The 16,664-nt window shown below is 67.3% G+C and carries 17 protein-coding genes; 10 read left to right on the top strand and 7 right to left on the bottom strand.

Annotated features, from left to right (window positions below):
• The first annotated feature begins 86 nt into the window (after positions 1-86).
• The 4 genes from AB0J95_RS06900 to AB0J95_RS06885 all read left to right on the top strand — a co-directional run bounded on the left by AB0J95_RS06900 (position 87) and on the right by AB0J95_RS06885 (position 4,727).
• Entirely contained in the window at positions 87-1,745 is a 1,659-nt protein-coding gene (locus AB0J95_RS06900) for a PIG-L family deacetylase (RefSeq protein ID WP_364753305.1), read from the top strand.
• Positions 1,746-1,827: 82 nt separating this feature from the next.
• Entirely contained in the window at positions 1,828-2,355 is a 528-nt protein-coding gene (locus AB0J95_RS06895; protein WP_364753303.1) for an RNA polymerase sigma factor, read from the top strand.
• A complete protein-coding gene (locus tag AB0J95_RS06890; RefSeq protein ID WP_364753301.1) occupies positions 2,352-3,611 on the top strand; it encodes a hypothetical protein in 1,260 nt (419 codons plus the stop codon). The genes AB0J95_RS06895 and AB0J95_RS06890 overlap by 4 nt, the downstream gene beginning before the upstream one ends.
• Positions 3,612-3,620: 9 nt before the next feature.
• On the top strand, positions 3,621-4,727 hold the full coding sequence (locus tag AB0J95_RS06885) for a hypothetical protein (protein WP_364753300.1): 1,107 nt from the start codon (positions 3,621-3,623) through the stop codon (positions 4,725-4,727).
• Between the two features lie 1,216 nt (positions 4,728-5,943).
• On the opposite strand, the gene AB0J95_RS06880 is transcribed toward AB0J95_RS06885, so the two are convergent.
• The 4 genes from AB0J95_RS06880 to AB0J95_RS06865 all read right to left on the bottom strand — a co-directional run bounded on the left by AB0J95_RS06880 (position 5,944) and on the right by AB0J95_RS06865 (position 8,881).
• Positions 5,944-6,486, bottom strand: a complete 543-nt coding sequence (locus tag AB0J95_RS06880) for a YbaK/EbsC family protein (RefSeq protein ID WP_364753298.1) — start codon at positions 6,484-6,486, stop codon at positions 5,944-5,946.
• Positions 6,487-6,496: 10 nt separating this feature from the next.
• Positions 6,497-7,207, bottom strand: coding sequence for an alpha/beta fold hydrolase (locus AB0J95_RS06875; RefSeq protein ID WP_364753296.1), 711 nt, complete (start codon positions 7,205-7,207; stop codon positions 6,497-6,499).
• Entirely contained in the window at positions 7,204-7,497 is a 294-nt protein-coding gene (locus AB0J95_RS06870; protein ID WP_364753294.1) for a DUF2516 family protein, read from the bottom strand. The genes AB0J95_RS06875 and AB0J95_RS06870 overlap by 4 nt, the downstream gene beginning before the upstream one ends.
• 241 nt (positions 7,498-7,738) lie before the next feature.
• Positions 7,739-8,881: a methyltransferase domain-containing protein gene (locus AB0J95_RS06865; RefSeq protein WP_364753291.1), complete on the bottom strand. Its 1,143-nt coding sequence runs from the start codon at positions 8,879-8,881 to the stop codon at positions 7,739-7,741.
• A gap of 132 nt (positions 8,882-9,013) precedes the next feature.
• Here AB0J95_RS06865 and AB0J95_RS06860 point away from each other — a divergent pair, with 132 nt between their 5' ends.
• The 3 genes from AB0J95_RS06860 (at position 9,014) to AB0J95_RS06850 (ending at position 10,795) form a co-directional block, all read left to right on the top strand.
• A complete protein-coding gene (locus tag AB0J95_RS06860) occupies positions 9,014-9,409 on the top strand; it encodes a helix-turn-helix transcriptional regulator (RefSeq protein ID WP_364753547.1) in 396 nt (131 codons plus the stop codon).
• 5 nt (positions 9,410-9,414) lie between these two features.
• Positions 9,415-10,077 (top strand): hypothetical protein, encoded by a 663-nt coding sequence (locus AB0J95_RS06855; RefSeq protein WP_364753288.1) that lies wholly within the window; start codon positions 9,415-9,417, stop codon positions 10,075-10,077.
• A 391-nt stretch (positions 10,078-10,468) separates the two neighbouring features.
• On the top strand, positions 10,469-10,795 hold the full coding sequence (locus AB0J95_RS06850; protein WP_364753286.1) for a hypothetical protein: 327 nt from the start codon (positions 10,469-10,471) through the stop codon (positions 10,793-10,795).
• Between the two features lie 497 nt (positions 10,796-11,292).
• Here AB0J95_RS06850 and AB0J95_RS06845 read toward each other — a convergent pair whose 3' ends face one another.
• Entirely contained in the window at positions 11,293-11,907 is a 615-nt protein-coding gene (locus AB0J95_RS06845) for an AAA family ATPase (protein WP_364753544.1), read from the bottom strand.
• 55 nt (positions 11,908-11,962) lie between these two features.
• Positions 11,963-12,286 (bottom strand): zf-TFIIB domain-containing protein, encoded by a 324-nt coding sequence (locus AB0J95_RS06840; RefSeq protein ID WP_364753283.1) that lies wholly within the window; start codon positions 12,284-12,286, stop codon positions 11,963-11,965.
• 114 nt (positions 12,287-12,400) lie between these two features.
• Between AB0J95_RS06840 and AB0J95_RS06835 the strand changes: the two genes are divergently transcribed.
• From AB0J95_RS06835 to AB0J95_RS06825, 3 genes are read left to right on the top strand one after another with little or no spacing between them, the layout of a single operon-like run.
• On the top strand, positions 12,401-13,156 hold the full coding sequence (locus AB0J95_RS06835) for a 3-hydroxybutyrate dehydrogenase (RefSeq protein WP_364753281.1): 756 nt from the start codon (positions 12,401-12,403) through the stop codon (positions 13,154-13,156).
• 14 nt (positions 13,157-13,170) lie between these two features.
• Entirely contained in the window at positions 13,171-14,490 is a 1,320-nt protein-coding gene (locus tag AB0J95_RS06830) for an MFS transporter (protein WP_364753279.1), read from the top strand.
• On the top strand, positions 14,456-16,273 hold the full coding sequence (locus AB0J95_RS06825; RefSeq protein WP_364753276.1) for a GAF domain-containing protein: 1,818 nt from the start codon (positions 14,456-14,458) through the stop codon (positions 16,271-16,273). The genes AB0J95_RS06830 and AB0J95_RS06825 overlap by 35 nt, the downstream gene beginning before the upstream one ends.
• On the opposite strand, the gene AB0J95_RS06820 is transcribed toward AB0J95_RS06825, so the two are convergent.
• Positions 16,263-16,643, bottom strand: a complete 381-nt coding sequence (locus tag AB0J95_RS06820; RefSeq protein ID WP_364753274.1) for a DUF3224 domain-containing protein — start codon at positions 16,641-16,643, stop codon at positions 16,263-16,265. The two genes, AB0J95_RS06825 and AB0J95_RS06820, sit on opposite strands and share 11 nt — an antisense overlap.
• Between the last annotated feature and the right edge of the window lie 21 nt (positions 16,644-16,664).

Below are 16,664 nucleotides of genomic sequence, written 5' to 3'. Positions count from 1 at the left end.
CCCCTTCAGGTGTCCCGCCCACACCTGTAGGACGCCAAAGCCGGGTGGAACGTTGCGGGCGAATTTCCACGGCTACCGTCGGTGCCATGGTTCGCACCTGGGCGGGGCTCGTGACCGCCGCCACACTGGCCGTCGTGCTGATCGCGTGCTCGTCCACTCCGGACCGCACGCCGCCGGCGGTCCAACCGGACGTGCGCTACGTCCAGGTGATCGCCCATCCGGACGATGACATCATCTTCATGAACCCGGACCTGGTGGCCGGGATCCGCGCGGGCCGCCCGACCACCGGCATCTACCTGACCGCGGGCGAGACCGACAAGGCCGACGCGAACGGTTACGCCGCACGCCGTCAAGCCGGTACGCGCGCGGCGTATGCGCGAATGGCCGGTGCCGCCGATGACTGGCAGGCATCGCGGCTCGACGTCGATGAGCACCACGCGGTCGAGCTGTATGTGTTGAAGCAGCGGCCACAGGTGCAGGTGATGTTCGTGAACCTGCCGGAGAACAACGATCCGCACGCCGTCGGCGGCAAGGAAGCCTTTGTCCGCCTGTGGAACGACGACCGCGACCAGCTCCGGCTGCCGACGCTGACACCGACCGACGGAGTCCTTACGCAGCCGTATCTTTATACGCATTCCGATGTGGTTCAGTTGCTGGTCAAGCTGTTCACGCGGTTGCAGCCGACCGTGGTGCGCGCGCAGGATCCGAACCCGGATTCCCGGTTCCTCAAGGACAACATCAAGTTCCACGATCACCCCGACCATGTCGTGGCGGCCCGGTTCACTGATGCCGCAACGCGTTTGTACCAGGGGCCACGGTTCGTCTCGGAGAACTACCGGGACTACAACGTCGCCGAGGTGCCGCCGAACCTGTCCGCCGCGGACCGCGCCGACAAGGTCAACATCTTCTCGGCGTACGTGCCGCACGACTCTGATGTCAGCCTCGGCTACCCGTATGACGGTTGGCTGCAACGGGAGTACCAACGTTATCCGCGTGGATCCAGTTGGGCCGCTGACGGGCGTGCTTATGTCGTCCTCAATGGTCAGCTGTATGGGTGTTCCCCGGGCGGCGAATGGGCTACGTTGCCGTGGGCCGATGGCCCGCTCAACCAGGCGGTGTCGGCCGCGGGCGGCTGGGTGGTCGGGAAACGCGCCACGGACAACAAGGTTCTGGCGTTGATCAATGGTTCGTGGCAGTCGCTGGGCAACCCGGACGATCACGCACCGGGCGATCCCGCCCAGGTCGGTTCCCCGGTCACGGACGGCAAAGCCGTGTACGTCAAGAACGGGCGGGGCCGGTTGAGCGTGTGGCGGCCGGGTCGCGAGTGGACGGACATCGGCGGTACCGACATCCAGGACGGCATCGCCATTTCCGGCCCTGATGTCTATGCGTCCACAAGGGACAAGGTGCTGCACTGGCATCTGGACAAGCTCGATCCCGGGTTCACGTCCCTGAAACCCGCCGGACCTCCATCGGCGGCCGGCTCCGCGGTGGTCTACCGGACCGACGCCGGCGAGGTCGCGCTGGGCACCCGGGTGCTGGGCGGGTTCTCCGGCCCGGGCAACCCGACCGTCACGTCCAACGGACATGTGTTCGCCCGGACGTCCGCGGGTGGCGTGGCGGTCTGGGCCGGGGCAGGCTGGCGTGACCTGGGCGGGCAGGTGCTGGACCAGCCCGCCCCGTTCGGCGCCGGGGTGGTCGCGCTGGGGCCGGACGGGCAGGTGCACGGCTTTTCGGACTCGTGACGCAGCGCTGGGGGCGGTGCCGGACATAAACGGGCGTGACCAGCGCAAGGGGGTGTCCGTGGCCGGTTCGGAAGTGTCTCAGGTGACCGACAGCGGGCTGTGGCAACGCGGCGACGAGGCCGCGTTCGGTGAGCTGTTCGAACGGCACGTCCAGGCGGTGTGGAACTACTGCTACCGCTTGACGGCGTCCCGCAGCTTGGCCGAGGACGTGTCGGCGGAGACGTTCTACGTCGCGTGGCGCCGCCGCGACTCGATGACGCTCGTGGGGGACAGTGCGCTGCCGTGGCTGTACACGGTCGCCACGAACCTTGTCCGCAACGAGTACCGGCGGACGAACCGGTTCGGCAGGCTGCTGCGGCGGGTGCCGTTGGAGGTGGTCGTCCCCGATCACGCCGAGCAGGTGGCGGACCGGCTCGCCGGGGAGCAGCGGCTGCGGGAGGTGCTGGCCGCGGTGGCCAAGCTGCCGCGGCAGGAACGCCGTGCCGTGGAGCTGTGCCTGCTCGCCGAACTGTCCACTTCGGACGCAGCGGAAGTGCTGGGAGTGGCCGAGTCCACGGTCCGGGCGCATGTGTCGCGGGCCCGGGCCCGGCTGCGGGAGGAGCTTTCATGAACAACGACCTCGACCTGCCCCCGTTCACGCCGATCCCCGCCGATGTCCGGGACCGGGTGCGCCGCAGGGTGCAGGAACGCATCCGGCGTCCCCGTTCCTACCGCCGCCCGATCGCCGTGGCCGCGGCCGTCGCCCTGCTCGCGACCGGCGCCGTCTACCTGCTCAGCGGTGGCTCCTCGACGTCGGAACCGGCCAAGCGCAACCAGTCCGACGTCGTGATGAACCGGTGCTGGTCGGCGATCCAGCGGGTCGGCAAGGAGGGTGACTTCCCGGACCGCTCGACCTGGCTGGCGCCGATAGTCGAGGACGAGGGCGAGTACTCCGGTGTGGCCGTTGCCGGTATCTCGGCCGGTGGCAGCAAGTTCTTCTGCGAGACCACCGCCACGACCGTGACTGTCACCAGGCCGTCCGCCGAGTTGCGTTACGCACCGGGGACACGCACGGCTTTGCTGCTGACGAGCGCTCACGGGACGGTCGCCGGCCTGGCAGACCCGACGTGGCCGGCGGTTGTCGTCACCATCCCCGGTCACAGCACAGCTGTGCGGCCGGTCCATGACGGGATGTTCGTCTACACCGGCGACTACCGGCTTCAGGACACCACCATCCAGGCCAAGCGGGCCGAAACGGCGGCGGACGTCGACGGCATGGACGACACGGGCGCGGAACTACCGGCACCTCAGCCACCGGCTGTGATCGTCGTGGACCGCGTTCCGCTGGACAAGGAGAAGTTTTCGCATGAGCGTGCGGCGCTGGAGGCCTGCCAGAAGAGTGCCGCGGCGACATCGCCGGTGCCCGAGGCGGGCAGTTACACCGGTGGCCCCGACATCGACCGCGACTTCGTGTTCGTCATTCCGGCGCTGAGCGAGACCCGGCTCGCCGCGTGCACGACGTCGCACCTCGAACGCACACCACCTGGGCCCTCGCGGTTCATCGAGGGACCTGCTCTGTCCGATGTCGACAGTGAGCACAAGCCCGTGGCGTTCTACCCTGGCCCGCTCCCGTCCAGCGGTGGCGACCACACGCCCCTTGTCGGTGTCGTGCCCAAGAACGTGGCCCGGATGGAGATCTGGTTCGGCGACCACTGGACTGTGCAGCCGGACGTGGTGAACCGGATGTTCGCGCTGCTCGTGCCCGCCGACGTCCCGCTGGGCCAGGACGGCCGGGTGCGGGACGAGAACCAGATCAAGGTGCGGCTGTTCGGCCCGGTCGGGCAGGTTTCCTACGAAGGGCCGTTGACGGTGTGGCACCCGAACTAAGCTGGCGGGATGCGTAAGGAGATCACGGATCTGGAGTCACTGCGGGAGCATCGCGAGTCCGGAGGGGACTTGCGGGATGCGGTGCTGATCGGTCTGGATCTCACGAACGACGACGAGTTGCTGCGGACCGCGATGGACGGCGCCGTGCTGCTGGGCACCGAGCTCAGCCCGAAGGCACGGCGCCAGGCGGAGGCGGCCGGGGCGCTGTTGTTCCCGGCCATTCCCGACCTGCCGTACCAGGTGTACCGGACCCGCCTGTACACCCCCGCGGAGCTGTTCGAGGGCTTCGACCCAGCGGACCCATCGTCCTATGCGGACACCACCGACGCGAAGATATACCGCCATTTCAAGTCCCAGGGCCACCAACCAGACGCCCTGTCCGCGTTGGCGGAGCGGCTGCACGACCACTCGATCACCTCAGCCCTCACAGAGACGCTGGCGAAGTGCACACCCCACCCAGTCGCGGTGATGGGCGGTCACGCCCTGACAAGGGATTCGGCGGGTTACCGGTTGGCGATGGAGCTGGGGGCGGAACTGGGCCGGGCGGGGTTCACGGTGCTGACCGGCGGCGGCCCAGGAGCGATGGAAGCGGTCCCCTACGGCGTGAGAATGCCGGACAACATCCCAGAAGTCCTGGAAGTCCTGAAGAAAGCCCCCCGTTTCGGAGCGGGCGCAACACAAATAGGCCAATGGCTGGCGGCGGGCCTAGAAGTCGACTTCCCCCCGAACGCCTCCCATGCAATAGGAATCCCCACTTGGTTTTATGGCCACGAACCGCCGAACCCGGGATGTACGTGGCACGCAAAGTACTTCGCGAACTCGGTGAGAGAAGACGGTCTCCTGACAGTGGCCACAGGCGGAGTCATCTACACCCCCGGAAGCGCAGGGACGGTCCAAGAGGTCTTCCAGGACTACACCCAGAACCACTACACCTCAACGGGCCCAGCCGCCCCCATGATCTTCCTGGGCAAGGACTTCTGGACCAACGACATCCCCGCCGCGCCCCTCGTCCAACAACTGGCCCGCGGCCGCGAAGCCGAACAATGGATCCTCATCACCGACGACACCCAAGAAGCCCTAACCCTCCTGAAAACCTACACATCCCGCGAAACCTGAGGCGCCCTCAATCACCCGAACCTCGCCTCCCTCAATCACCCCAACCTCGCCTCACCCAATCGGCCCCACCTCACCCAACCTCGCATCACCCCCGACCCCGCCTCCCTCAACCACCTCAACCTCGCCTCACCCAATCGACCCCACCTCACCCAACCTCCCCTCGCACCAACCTCGTCTCCCTCAATCGACCCAACCTCACCTCACTGCACCTCGCCTTACTCCCCTCGCACCAACCTCGCCTCACCCAACCCACTTCCCTCACCCAACCCCGGCTCGCCCCCAACCCTGCCTCGCCCAACCAACTCACTTCCCTACACCACCCAACCCAACCCCATTTCGCCCAACCTCCTTCATTCCTCACCCAACCCAGCTTCACGTCCCCGCACCCACCCTGCCCACACCAACCTCGCCAAACCCATCCCCGCCCACACCCGCATCACCGCAGCAACAACGCGCCCTGCCCGCACCTACCTCGCTCCATCTCAGACCCAACTCATTTCGCGGCACCCCTAACTCCACCCACACCCGCCCCGCCACACCCCAGACCAGGCCCCACGCCGACGTCACCACGCCTCAACCCAGCCACACCATCCTCCCCGCACACCAGACCAGGCCACCCCTACGTCGCCACACCCCAAACGCAGCCGCACCAACCTGCCCACAGCCAACCCGGCCCCCACCAACTTTGCCCACACCCAGATCTGGCCACGCCCACCACCCATCCCTCCGCCCGCGCCCAACGCTGCCGCCCCACAGCGCCACCCGTCTCCACCACGCCCAGCCCCACCCGCGCCTGAATCCGCCACATCCACCAGCTCAAACCTAGGTCGCCACACCCAAGCCCCCAGTCACGCCCGCCCCGCCACACTCGGAGCCTGGCTCATGCCGACCTCGCTCATGTCCAGGCGGCCCCACTTCACCGCACTCAGGCCACACTCCCCGCACCGCAACCCGCCCACACCCACGCCACTCCACCGCAGCCCAACCACCACCCAATCCCCACAGCCACCGCACCCCACCCACCCAAACGCCACCGCCTGTGGATAACCCACCCCACACCGCCCCCATACCCCCGCCGCCGTCACCCCCCCTCCGGTATTTTGGTTTGCGGGGGATCCACATTCCGGGCACGCGCGCATCGCCGCAGGTCAAAGCCCCGCAGCCGACTCACCGAGGGGCAGTAAGCCCGATTGTCCACAGGTCTGTGGGGCGGGTTTCAGCGGCCGAGGCCCTCGATCACCTCAGCGCCCGGCAGTTTCACGAGCACATCGCCGGGGATGAGGATTTTGCTGCCGCGGATGCCCGACCCGATCACGAGTTCCGGCGCGGCGGCCACGGCCTGGTCGATGAGCACCGGCCAGCCCTCGGGCAGTCCGAGTGGCGTGATTCCGCCGTATTCCATCCCCGTGAGTTCGACCGCGGTGTCCATCGGCGCGAACGATGCCTTGCGGACATCCAGCCGTTTGCGCGCGGCGCCGTTCACGTCAGCGCGTGTCGTTGCAAGCACGAGGCACGCGGCGAACCGCTCCTCACCTGCGCGTTTGCCGGAGATCACGACGCAGTTCGCGGACGCGGACAGCGGTGACCCGTAGGCCTCGCAGAACTCCGCGGTGTCGGCGAGGGCGGGGTCGATCGGGGCGACGCCGACTCGTGCGGCGTCGATGGTCCGCAACGCCGCGACCACGGGCGCGGCGAGCAGGTCGGTCCGGTCGAGGGCCGGCTCCACCTGGAGCGAGCCGGCGATGGTCCATGTGGTCACGCCCGCCAGGCTAGCGGGTGAACTCCTGCAGCAAGGCCCGGATCTGCGCGCGGTGGGTGATCAACGGCGCGGGCGACGGGAAGATCTCCAACCGTGCGTGTGGGAACGCCTTCGCGGTGGCGTGCGCGACATCCTCGGGGTGCAGCGGGTCGCCGACCGCGCCGATCACCAGCACTTCCGACGAAACGGAACCCAGCTCCGCGAGCGAGTCGATCGGGTGCTCGTCCTCGAGTTCGAGGATCGCCGGGCGCAACCGGGTCAACGCCGCCGCCCGCTCCTCGACGTACGACCCGAGCGCGTGCCCTGCGGGCAACGGCTCCGCGACCAACGCGCGCAGTTTGGCCGGATCCTCAGTGGTCAGCCGCTTCAGTTCGACGCGCGGCCGCGGCGAGTCCAGCACCGCGGGCAACATCAGCACCAGCTTGTCGAACCGATCGGGATCGTCCGCGACCACCCTGGTCAACGCCCCGGCCCCGAGCGACACCCCGATCGCGTTGCGCGCCTTCACCGCATCGGCCGCCCGCACCACGTCCTTGGCCAGAGTCGAATAGCGCCAGTACCCAGGAGGTGCATCCGGCTCGTCGCCATGCCCAGGCAGAGTCATCACGACGCGGGTGCCCGTCAGGCCCGATGCGGGGATCCGCGCCTCACCCGGAGTCGCGGCCAGACCAGGAACGATCAGTGTGACCGGCGTGCCCTTGCCGTACGCGGCCCAGCTCACCACCGGTTCCCGCGCTGCACCTCGATCAGTTTCGGGCGCACGTCCACGATGTACACCAGCACCGCCACCAGGCCCGCGATCCAGAACATGATCGTGTAGTCGCCGAACGAGAACAACGCGAGCGCCGCCGTCCCACCACCGGTGATCCCCAGCCAGGCCGGCTTGGTCAGCCGGTCGATCGCCGTGAAGGCGTCGGCCCGCTGTAACAGGGCGTGCACAAAGGCGAAGACACCAACCGGGATGACGGCCCAGTCAATGCCCAAGATGATGTACACGGCAAGCGTCGGCACACGACCAGCCTACGTTGCGTCCCGCCGACCCGACCACATGGTCAAGCCAACCCAAAGCCAACCAATACCCATCCACCCCACCCTGTGGACAACCCACCCACCAAACCCCACCCTCGTCACCCCACCCCGGTACTTTGGCTTTCCGGGGGCGCTTGATACCTGTTGATCTTCGTTTGCGCAGGTCAGGGTGGCGAATGCCGGGCAATCCACAGGCCGGAGAGCGGTTTCCCCAAGCGATTTCTCAGCCGAGGCTCCAGCGGTGTTCGTTATCGGGTGCGTCCAGCCAGATCTCCTGTCGCTCGGGAGTCACGGTTATGCCGAATCGCGCCCGCCGCGGCTCATCCAAGGAGAGCCATTGCTCATAGGCGGCTTCGACCTCGTCCCACAACCGCCGGGGACCACTTTGGGTAACGGTCTCGCCGTCGTGCCGCGCCCACGATCCGTCCGGATGTCCCAGCAACACAGAGTCGCCAGCGGCTCCTACCGCCTGCACATCCGGCAGACCCAATCCGGCAAAGAATTCAAACGGATGGGTAGGGCTGAGCACACCCGCCGACAACGAAGTACTGCGCGTGCTCCCGGTCGTATCCGGGCTCGGCCACGTCACCTCAGGCGCGGATGTCCGCAACGGCATGAACCGCCCGTCGTCGGCCAGGACCTCGCCCAGCCCGGAAGCCCCTTCACCGGCAACGATCCGCACCAGCCCCGCCCCCAATGGCCGGTTCAGCGTTGTCACGACGATTCCACCCGGTCGTGTCTGTTCCAGCCACGCCAGGGGGATCCGCGGCACCGCGCACGTACACAGCACACGGTCATAAGGAGCGTTCTCGGGATGTCCACGCGCACCGTCGGCCACGACACAAGTCGGCTGGAACCCGGCGGCGATCAGGCGCTGGACGGCCAGCGAACTCAACGTCTCATCAATGTCTACTGTGGATACGGCAGAGTCTCCCAGCCGGAAGCACATCAGCGCGGCGTTGTAACCGGTGCCGGTGCCGATCTCCAATACGCGCGAGTCTTCGTTGACGCGTAAGGCTTCCAGCATCACGGCCATGATCGTGGGCATGCTGGACGAACACGTCGGCGCACCCGCGACCGGACCCGTGGCGCGAGCCACATCCCAGCGCGTGGAATCGCCGTCAAGCTGGGTAACCAGTACACGATCAGCGTAGATCTGCGTCAGCCAATCGGGGTCGCCTTCCTCGACGGCTGTCCACAGGCCGGATCGCTGCTGGAAGTAGCGCGGCAGGAACATGTGCCGTGGAACAGCGAGGAACGCGTCGCGCCAACCCGGATCGATCAGCGTGCCGCCGCGCACGAGCGCGCGAACTAGCCGGCTCCGCAGGCGCGCCGCGGTGCCTCCGATGTCCGCACGAACGCTCATCGCCCTACAACCATGCTGTGACCGACCCCACGGCGCAAGTGCGTGCAGAGTGCTTGCAATTGCTAGCAGGCCCGCCTACCTTGGAATGTGTCGAGAGGAGGTGACCAGGTGGCAGACGAGACACAGTCACCTATGGACAAGGTCGCCGGTCTCGGCCGCGACATCGGGGACTACATCCGCCAGCAGCGCAGCAACGCCAAGATCTCGCTGCGCCAGCTGTCGAAGCTCGCCGGGGTGTCCAACCCGTACCTGAGCCAGATCGAACGCGGGCTGCGCAAGCCCAGCGCCGAGATCCTCCAGCAGATCGCCAAAGGGCTGCGGATCTCCGCCGAGGCGCTGTACGTGCAGGCCGGGATCCTCGACCTGCCGACGGGCGGACCGGTGGCCGAGGCCATCCGGACCGACCCCGAGCTGAGCGAACGCCAGAAGCAGATCCTCCTGGATGTCTACGAATCGTTTCGCCGAGAGAACGTGAAGTCCACAGTGGAAAAGTCCGATGTGGACGTTGAGAAAACCGCTGAGGAGTGAACGAGATGACCCGACCGAACACTGAGGACGTCCGCAAGGCCGTCGAGCAGGTCCGCACCCCGCTGCTGGCCGCCCTCGGCGCCGGCGACCTGGCCGCCAAGGCCGTGCTGGACGCGGTGAGCAAGGCCCGTGAGGGCGTCACCGAGCGCGCCGAGGCCGCCCGCAAGACCGCCCAGGAGCTGCCCACCGACGTCAGCTCGCTGCGCGAGAAGCTGGACCCGGCCGAGCTGCGCAAGGTCGTCGACGAGTACACCGACGCCGCGCTGAAGCTGTACCGCAAGCTGGCCGAGCAGGGCGAGGAGGCCCTCGACAAGTTCCGGGCCCAGCCGCAGGTCAAGAAGATCGTGGACCAGCTGGAAGAGGCCATCGAGGCCGCGCAGACCCGCGCGGGCGACGTCGCCACCGACGCCCGTGAGCTGGCCGAGGACGTGCTGTCCAAGGTGACCCGCCGGACCCGTTCCGTGGGTGAGAAGACCGCCCGCGCCGCCGAGAAGCTGGCCGGCGAGACCGCCGAGGCCGTGACCGAGCTGGGCGACGACGTCGCCCACGAGGTGCGCAGCACCAGCCGCAAGGTCGCCAACCGCACCGCCCCGGCCCGCAAGCCAGCGCCGCGGACCACCACCACCGCGGCCAAGACCAGCACCACCAAGACCACGACCCAGAAGTAAGCAGCACCACCACGAAGCCCCGGCCACCGTGCCGGGGCTTCGTCATGTCTCCGCCAGCGGCCTCACCCGGAAGTCGCCGCAAGAACTCGGTTGTCTCGGCACGCCTTACGCGACAGTTCCACGAAGGGCACTTCCAGCCCCAACGCCAATCCGGCATCCGGCCTGATCTCTGTGCACGTGGCGCGCTTGCGACGGCTCACTCAACGCCCCAGCCCCGCCAGGATTCCATTACGTACCAGCATTTCGGAATACGTGAACCCAGGCCTCGCGACACTAGCCAGTCCCGATCCTGGGATACCAGGCTGCACGAGCAGATGAGTAGAGACTACCTATGAAAAGGCGTACGTTGAGCGGTCGAGGTACGGATACCTTCGGAAAGAGGGAGAGGATCATGGCACGTTCGACCCGGGTGTTCTTTCAGAGTCAAGTAGGAGTAATCCGGAAGAACACCAACTGGGAAGCGATCAACGTGGACTCCGCAGTGATCATTACTGCGGCCTCGTTTGCTTTTAATCCGTCGCAGACTACGAAGACGCAAGGTCGGCCGATTCTCACCGACAACTCGAGCGTGTACGTGACCAACGTCGGACCGCATGGCGGTCACGACACGGGCGAGGCGGGGGGTGTGGAGTACCACCTACATGTGGACGGCGACCCACAAGATGTCGTTGTGACGATCACGGTGGTAGAAGACATCGAGTCGTGGGTGTTTGCCTAAACGCCAGTGGGATCTGGCAGAGGCCGCAGGACTTGTGACCTGTGGGCCGCGGTCGGTACGAACTACAGATTGCCGACAAAGAGTTTCCCCGCGACAACGGTTTTACCCGCCCGCCGTGTTCCTGTGCGGGCCGTCCCCCTCCAGATGAGGGCCCCTGACCGCTCGGGAACAGGCCAACAGCGCCGTCATGCCAGCGACTGGACTACTCGCCACCGCGCCGGGCCACCCTGGCGGGACTCTCCAGGTGGTTCATGGGAAGACGGCTCCGGCGCGGTCGTTTCTGAGCGAAATCGATCACGACAGTGATCGATTACCGGCGGTCCCGCAGCACCAGCACGGATGAGCGGCAATCCAAAACAAGACCTACTACCGACACCCCGAACCGAAAAATCTGCCCACAGCGGCTTGACAAGAACATAGGGACACCCCCCAATTTCCAGCCTATCGGCGGAGACTGACAGGTTCGGGTCGCGCGGGCTGAGTTATCCACAGGCGGGTTAGCTATCCACAGGGCGCAGTTCGGGGGCGAGCGCGGTGCGGACCCAGTCGGCGACTTCGCGGGCGGTGTCTTCGACTGGGATGTCGGTGGTGTCGAGGAGTCGCATCGGCGGTTTCATGGTGGCGGCTTCACGGCGGACCCAGTCGTTGAACTCGAGCATCTCGGTGATCCGCGGCTCGTCCCATTCACGCCAGGCCGGCCGCGCACGCAGCCGTTTGCGCATCACGTCCCGCGCGCACGTCAAAGCCAGGTAGTGGATGTCGCCGATCAGCGCACGCTCGGGACATTCCTCGAACTGCACGGGCACCACGGTCCCGCACAGGACCACCGGTCTGCCGCTCTGGTGGATCATCGCGACCATCCGCAGCCAGGTCGCGCGGAACAGCTGGAAGTCGTTGTACGGGTCGCGCAGTCCCGCGGTCCACAGGACGTCCTGTTCCAGCACGACGACCTGGTCGCCGAGCTCGCTGGTGAGCATGCGGCTGACGGTGGACTTGCCTGTGCCACTCGGACCGGTGAGGGCGAACATCGGCAGCCGGAGGAACGGCTGCCGATGACCGCAGTCCTGGCACACGATCACAGCCTCGCCTGCCGGGACGACGGGTGTGTCCATCCGTTGCCCGCAAGCGACGCAGATCTTCAGGTCCACCGGTGCCGTGATCACCAGCTCAGTCAAACAGGTCTTCCAGGAAGCTTCGACGCTTGCGCTTGTGGCCGTAGGGCGGCGGCGAGTCGCCGTGGTGCCCGCGGCCGTACCCATACGGCGGAGCTGAATCCTTGTAGTGGCCGCCGCCGCGATAGGGCGGGGCGGAGTCACCGCGGTACATCGGCGGTGGCGGCGCCATCTGCTGGTGATAGCGCTGCTCGGCGCCGACCATCTGCTCGAGCTCGCCACGGTCGAGGAAGATCCCGCGGCAGCCCTGGCACTGCTCGATGTGGATCCCGTTCCGATCGACGGTGGCCATCACGTTCTGACACTTCGGGCAAATCACACAGACCAGACTACTGACGGAACCGCGAATGCGCCCGAACCACACAGGAAATCCACAGAGTGTGGCGGCCGCACACATGGTTCGCGCTCTCCGGAGCACATAGCGTCGTCTGCCATGGATAGTGGGGTAGCTCACACAGGGCGGGTCGCGCTGGTCACCGGCGGCGCCAACGGCATCGGCCTCGCCTGCGCGAAGGCGCTGGCCGACGCGGGGGCGAAGGTGCACATCGTCGACCTGGACGCCGAGGCCGCGGACAAGGCGGCCGCCGAATGCGGCGGGTGGGCGCACGCAGGTGACCTCAGCGACCCGGCGACCATCGAGGCGTTGCCCGCGGAGATCGACATCCTGATCAACAACGCGGGACTGCAGCACGTCGCGCCCATCCACGAGTTCCCGCTCGAACGGTTCACCCGGCTGCAGCAGGTCATGGTGACCGCGCCGTTCCTGCTGATCCGCCACTGCCTGCGGCACATGTACGCGCACCGGTGGGGCCGGATCGTGAACATCTCCAGCGCGCACGGGCTGCGGGCCAGCGCCTACAAGTCCGGATATGTGGCCGCCAAGCACGCGCTGGAAGGGCTCAGCAAAGTCGCCGCCCTGGAAGGCGCGCCGCACGGTGTGACCAGCAACTGCGTGAACCCCGGGTATGTGCGCACCCAACTGGTCGCCGAGCAGATCGCCGCGCAGGCGGAAGCCCATCAGATCAGCCGGGAGGAAGTGGTCGAGCACATCCTGCTGGACCGGTCCGCGGTGAAACGGCTGATCGACCCCGAGGACGTCGCCGAGGTCGTGCTGTGGCTGTGCGGACCGCACGCCGCCCACGTCACCGGCGTCTCGATCCCCATCGACGGCGGCTGGACCGCCAGCTAGAGGAGGCACGGCCCATGGCAGCGACGCAGGGCTCGTTACGCCGGATCGTCGGCGCGAGCATGATCGGCACGACGGTCGAGTGGTACGACTTCTTCCTGTACACCTCGGCCGCGACCCTGGTGTTCAACAAGGTCTTCTTCCCGACGAGCGACCCGCTCAACGGCACCCTGCTGTCGCTGGGCACGTATGCGCTCGGGTTCGCCGCGCGGCCGCTCGGTGGCCTGGTGTTCGGGCACTACGGCGACCGGCTCGGCCGGAAGAAGCTGCTAGTGATCAGCCTGCTGATGATGGGTGTGTCGACGTTCCTGATCGGCCTGCTGCCCGGGTACACCACCATCGGCGTGGCCGCGCCGATCCTGCTGACCGTGCTGCGGCTGGTGCAGGGCTTCGCGATCGGCGGCGAGTGGGGCGGCGCCGTGCTCATCGTGTCCGAGCACGGATCGGCTGAACGGCGCGGGTTCTGGTCGTCCTGGCCACAGGCCGGTGCGCCGGGCGGCAACTTGCTGGCGACAGCGGTGCTCGCGATTCTCGCCGCGGTGCAGGACGATGCGGCGTTCCTGGCGTGGGGCTGGCGGATCGCGTTCCTGCTGTCCGCGGTGCTGGTGCTGATCGGCCTGTGGATCCGGCTGTCCATCGAGGAGTCGCCGATCTTCCTTGAGGCACAACGGAAGGCCGAAGGTACGCGGGAGCAGGCGCCGATCGTCCGGGTCGTGCGGGAGAACTGGCGCGAGGCACTCATCGCGATGGGCGCACGGATCGCCGAGAACGGCTCGTACTACATCATCACCGGGTTCATCCTCGTGTACCTGACCCAGTCGCTGGGGATGTCACGACAGGTCGGGCTGAACGCGGTGCTCATCGGCTCGGCCGTGCATCTGGTGACGATCCCGTTGTGGGGCGCGCTGTCCGACCGTCTCGGCCGCCGGGTCGTGTACCTGTTCGGCGCGGTTGGCATGGGAGTCTGGGCGTTCCTGTTCTTCACCATGCTGGACACCAAGTCGTTCGGGACCATCACTCTCGGCGTGACGCTCGGCCTGCTGCTGCACGGCGCGATGTACGGACCGCAGGCGGCGTTCTTCTCGGAACTGTTCGACACGCGGATGCGGTACTCCGGCGCCTCGATCGGGTACCAGCTGGCCTCACTCGCATCCGGCGCGGTGGCACCGCTGATCGCCACGGCGCTGCTGAAGGACAGTGGTTCGGCCTGGCCGGTGTCGATCTACGTGGCCGCGATGTGCGTGGTCACCGTGGTGGCCGTGCTGCTGGCAAGGGAGACGCGAGGCGTGTCCCTGGGACAAGATGGCACGCGTGAACGCGTTCCGGGAGCTGCTTGAGCTGCTCGCCGAGGGGGCGGACGGTGGCCAGCTGACCAAGCTGGCCGCCGGCCGCGCCCTCGGCCTGCCGCCGGACGAGGCCGCCGAGTGGACCGCGGCGACGGACGCGGCCCTCCGCGTCCGGCACGCCCTCGTGGAGCACCAGCGCCGGGAAGCCGAGCTGTCGGCGCTGGTCGACACCGCCTCCGACCTGGCCAGGCTGCGCGACCCGGACGCGGTGCTGCGGTCGATCGTGCACCGGGTGCGGATGCTGCTCGGCGTGGACGTGTCGTACCTGAGCCTGAACGACGACACCGGTGCCCAGACCTACATGCGAGTCACCGAAGGCTCGGTTTCGGCGCTGTTCCAGCAGCTCTCGTTGGGCATCGGCGAGGGCCTCGGCGGTCTGGTCGCGCAGACCGCACGCCCCTACGCCACGCCGGACTACTTCGCCGACAGCCGGTTCAAACACACCCGCACGATCGACACCGCCGTCCGTGAGGAAGGACTCGTGTCGATCATCGGTGTGCCGCTTACGTTGGGGCGCAGGGTGATCGGCGTGCTCTATGCCGCCGACCGCGCACCCCGGTCATATTCACCCGATGAAGTGGCGCTGCTGTCGTCGCTGGCCGACCACGCGGCGATCTCCATCGACAACGCCCAGCTGCTGGCCGAAACGCGCCGGGCGAACTCCGACATCCGCCGGGCCGAGGAGGTACACGACCGCTTGACCGCACTGGTGTTGCGCGGTGCCGACGTGCCCGAGGTCGCAGCCGCCGTCGCGCAGGTTCTCGATGGCGGGATCGTCCTGCACGACGCCACCGGGGTCGAGCTCGCCTGCGTCGGGCCTTCTGTGGTCCCACCGGCACACATCGTTGCGCGGGCACAGGCATCGGGGCGCGCTGTGTCCGCTGGGGACGCCTGGGTGTGCGCGGCATTGGCAGGCCCAGAACTGCTGGGCAGCCTGGTCCTCACCGGGCGGCCGACGCTCCCGGACGCCGACCGCCTCCTCTTCGAACGAGCCGGCCTGGTGACCGCGCTTTTGTTGCTGCTACGGCGTTCCGTGGCACACGTAGAGGAACAAGTTCGCGGCGAACTGCTCACCGACCTGCTGACCGCGCCCGACCGCAGCCCGGCGACCTTGATCGCCCGCGGCCGTCGCCTGGGCGTAGATCTGACCTCCCCGCTGATGGTGCTGATCGCGCATGCCGACGGTGTGTCTCGTGGCCGTCTAGCCGCAGCAGCGTCAGGACATGCCGCTTTGGTTGGTGTCCATGCCGAAGAGGTCGTGCTGCTCGCCGTCGACGCAGACCCGGACAAGCTCGCACACACCCTGAGCACCTTGGTCGGATGCCCGGTCACGGTCGGCGCCGCAGGCCCGGCGACCGGCCCCGTCGACCTCGCGGCCGCTCACGCCGAAGCCGGTCGTTGCCTGCGCGCGTTGCGTGCCCTCGGCCAGTCCGGCAAAGGTGCATCGTTGTCCGGGCTGGGTTTTGTCGGCGTGCTGCTCGGCGACCGGGCCGATGTGGACGGTTTCCTGCGCACCACTCTCGGTCCGGTGCTCGACTACGACGCCCGCCGGGGCACCGAACTGATCCGGACCATGCGCACCTACTTCGACTGCGGTCAAAGCCTCACCCGCGCCAAGGACGTTCTGCACGTCCATGTGAACACGGTCGTGCAGCGCCTGGACCGGATCTCCTCCCTGCTCGGTGCCGATTGGCAGACTCCCGAACGCGCCCTCGAGCTGCAGCTTGCCCTTCGCGTCCTGGCGATCAGCCCGGGAACCCGCGTCAGCTCTTGAACTCGTAGTCGACCGTGGGCACGCCCATCTTCATGTCGTACGAGCCATGACCGGTCGTGTCCTTGAGGTCACCGGTGCCTGATCCAGGAGTGATCGTCCACGTGCCGCTGATGTGCTCGGCGTCGAACCGGCCTTCCTGCTGCATGACGACCGTGCCCTGCTTGCCGTCGATCGTGCCGGTGAACAGCTCCGAGCCGACGTAGGTGCCGGTGCCATCGGGCAGGTAGGTGAGCAGGCAGTTGGAATTGCTCTCGCCGGTGAGGTGGCCGCCGTACTTGAAGGTCATCTTTGCGTGCGCGATCTTCACCCCGTCGCCGGCCTCGGCGAAGGTCTGCTCTTCCCAGTTGGTGGATCCGAATGAGTTGGTCATGACAGCGATCCTCACATCAGT

This window comes from Actinocrispum sp. NPDC049592, from assembly GCF_040675465.1.
Classification (GTDB): Bacteria; Actinomycetota; Actinomycetes; order Mycobacteriales; family Pseudonocardiaceae; genus Kibdelosporangium.
Note: the sequence above shows the minus strand (reverse complement) of the source record. Positions and strands in the feature narration are given on the sequence as shown.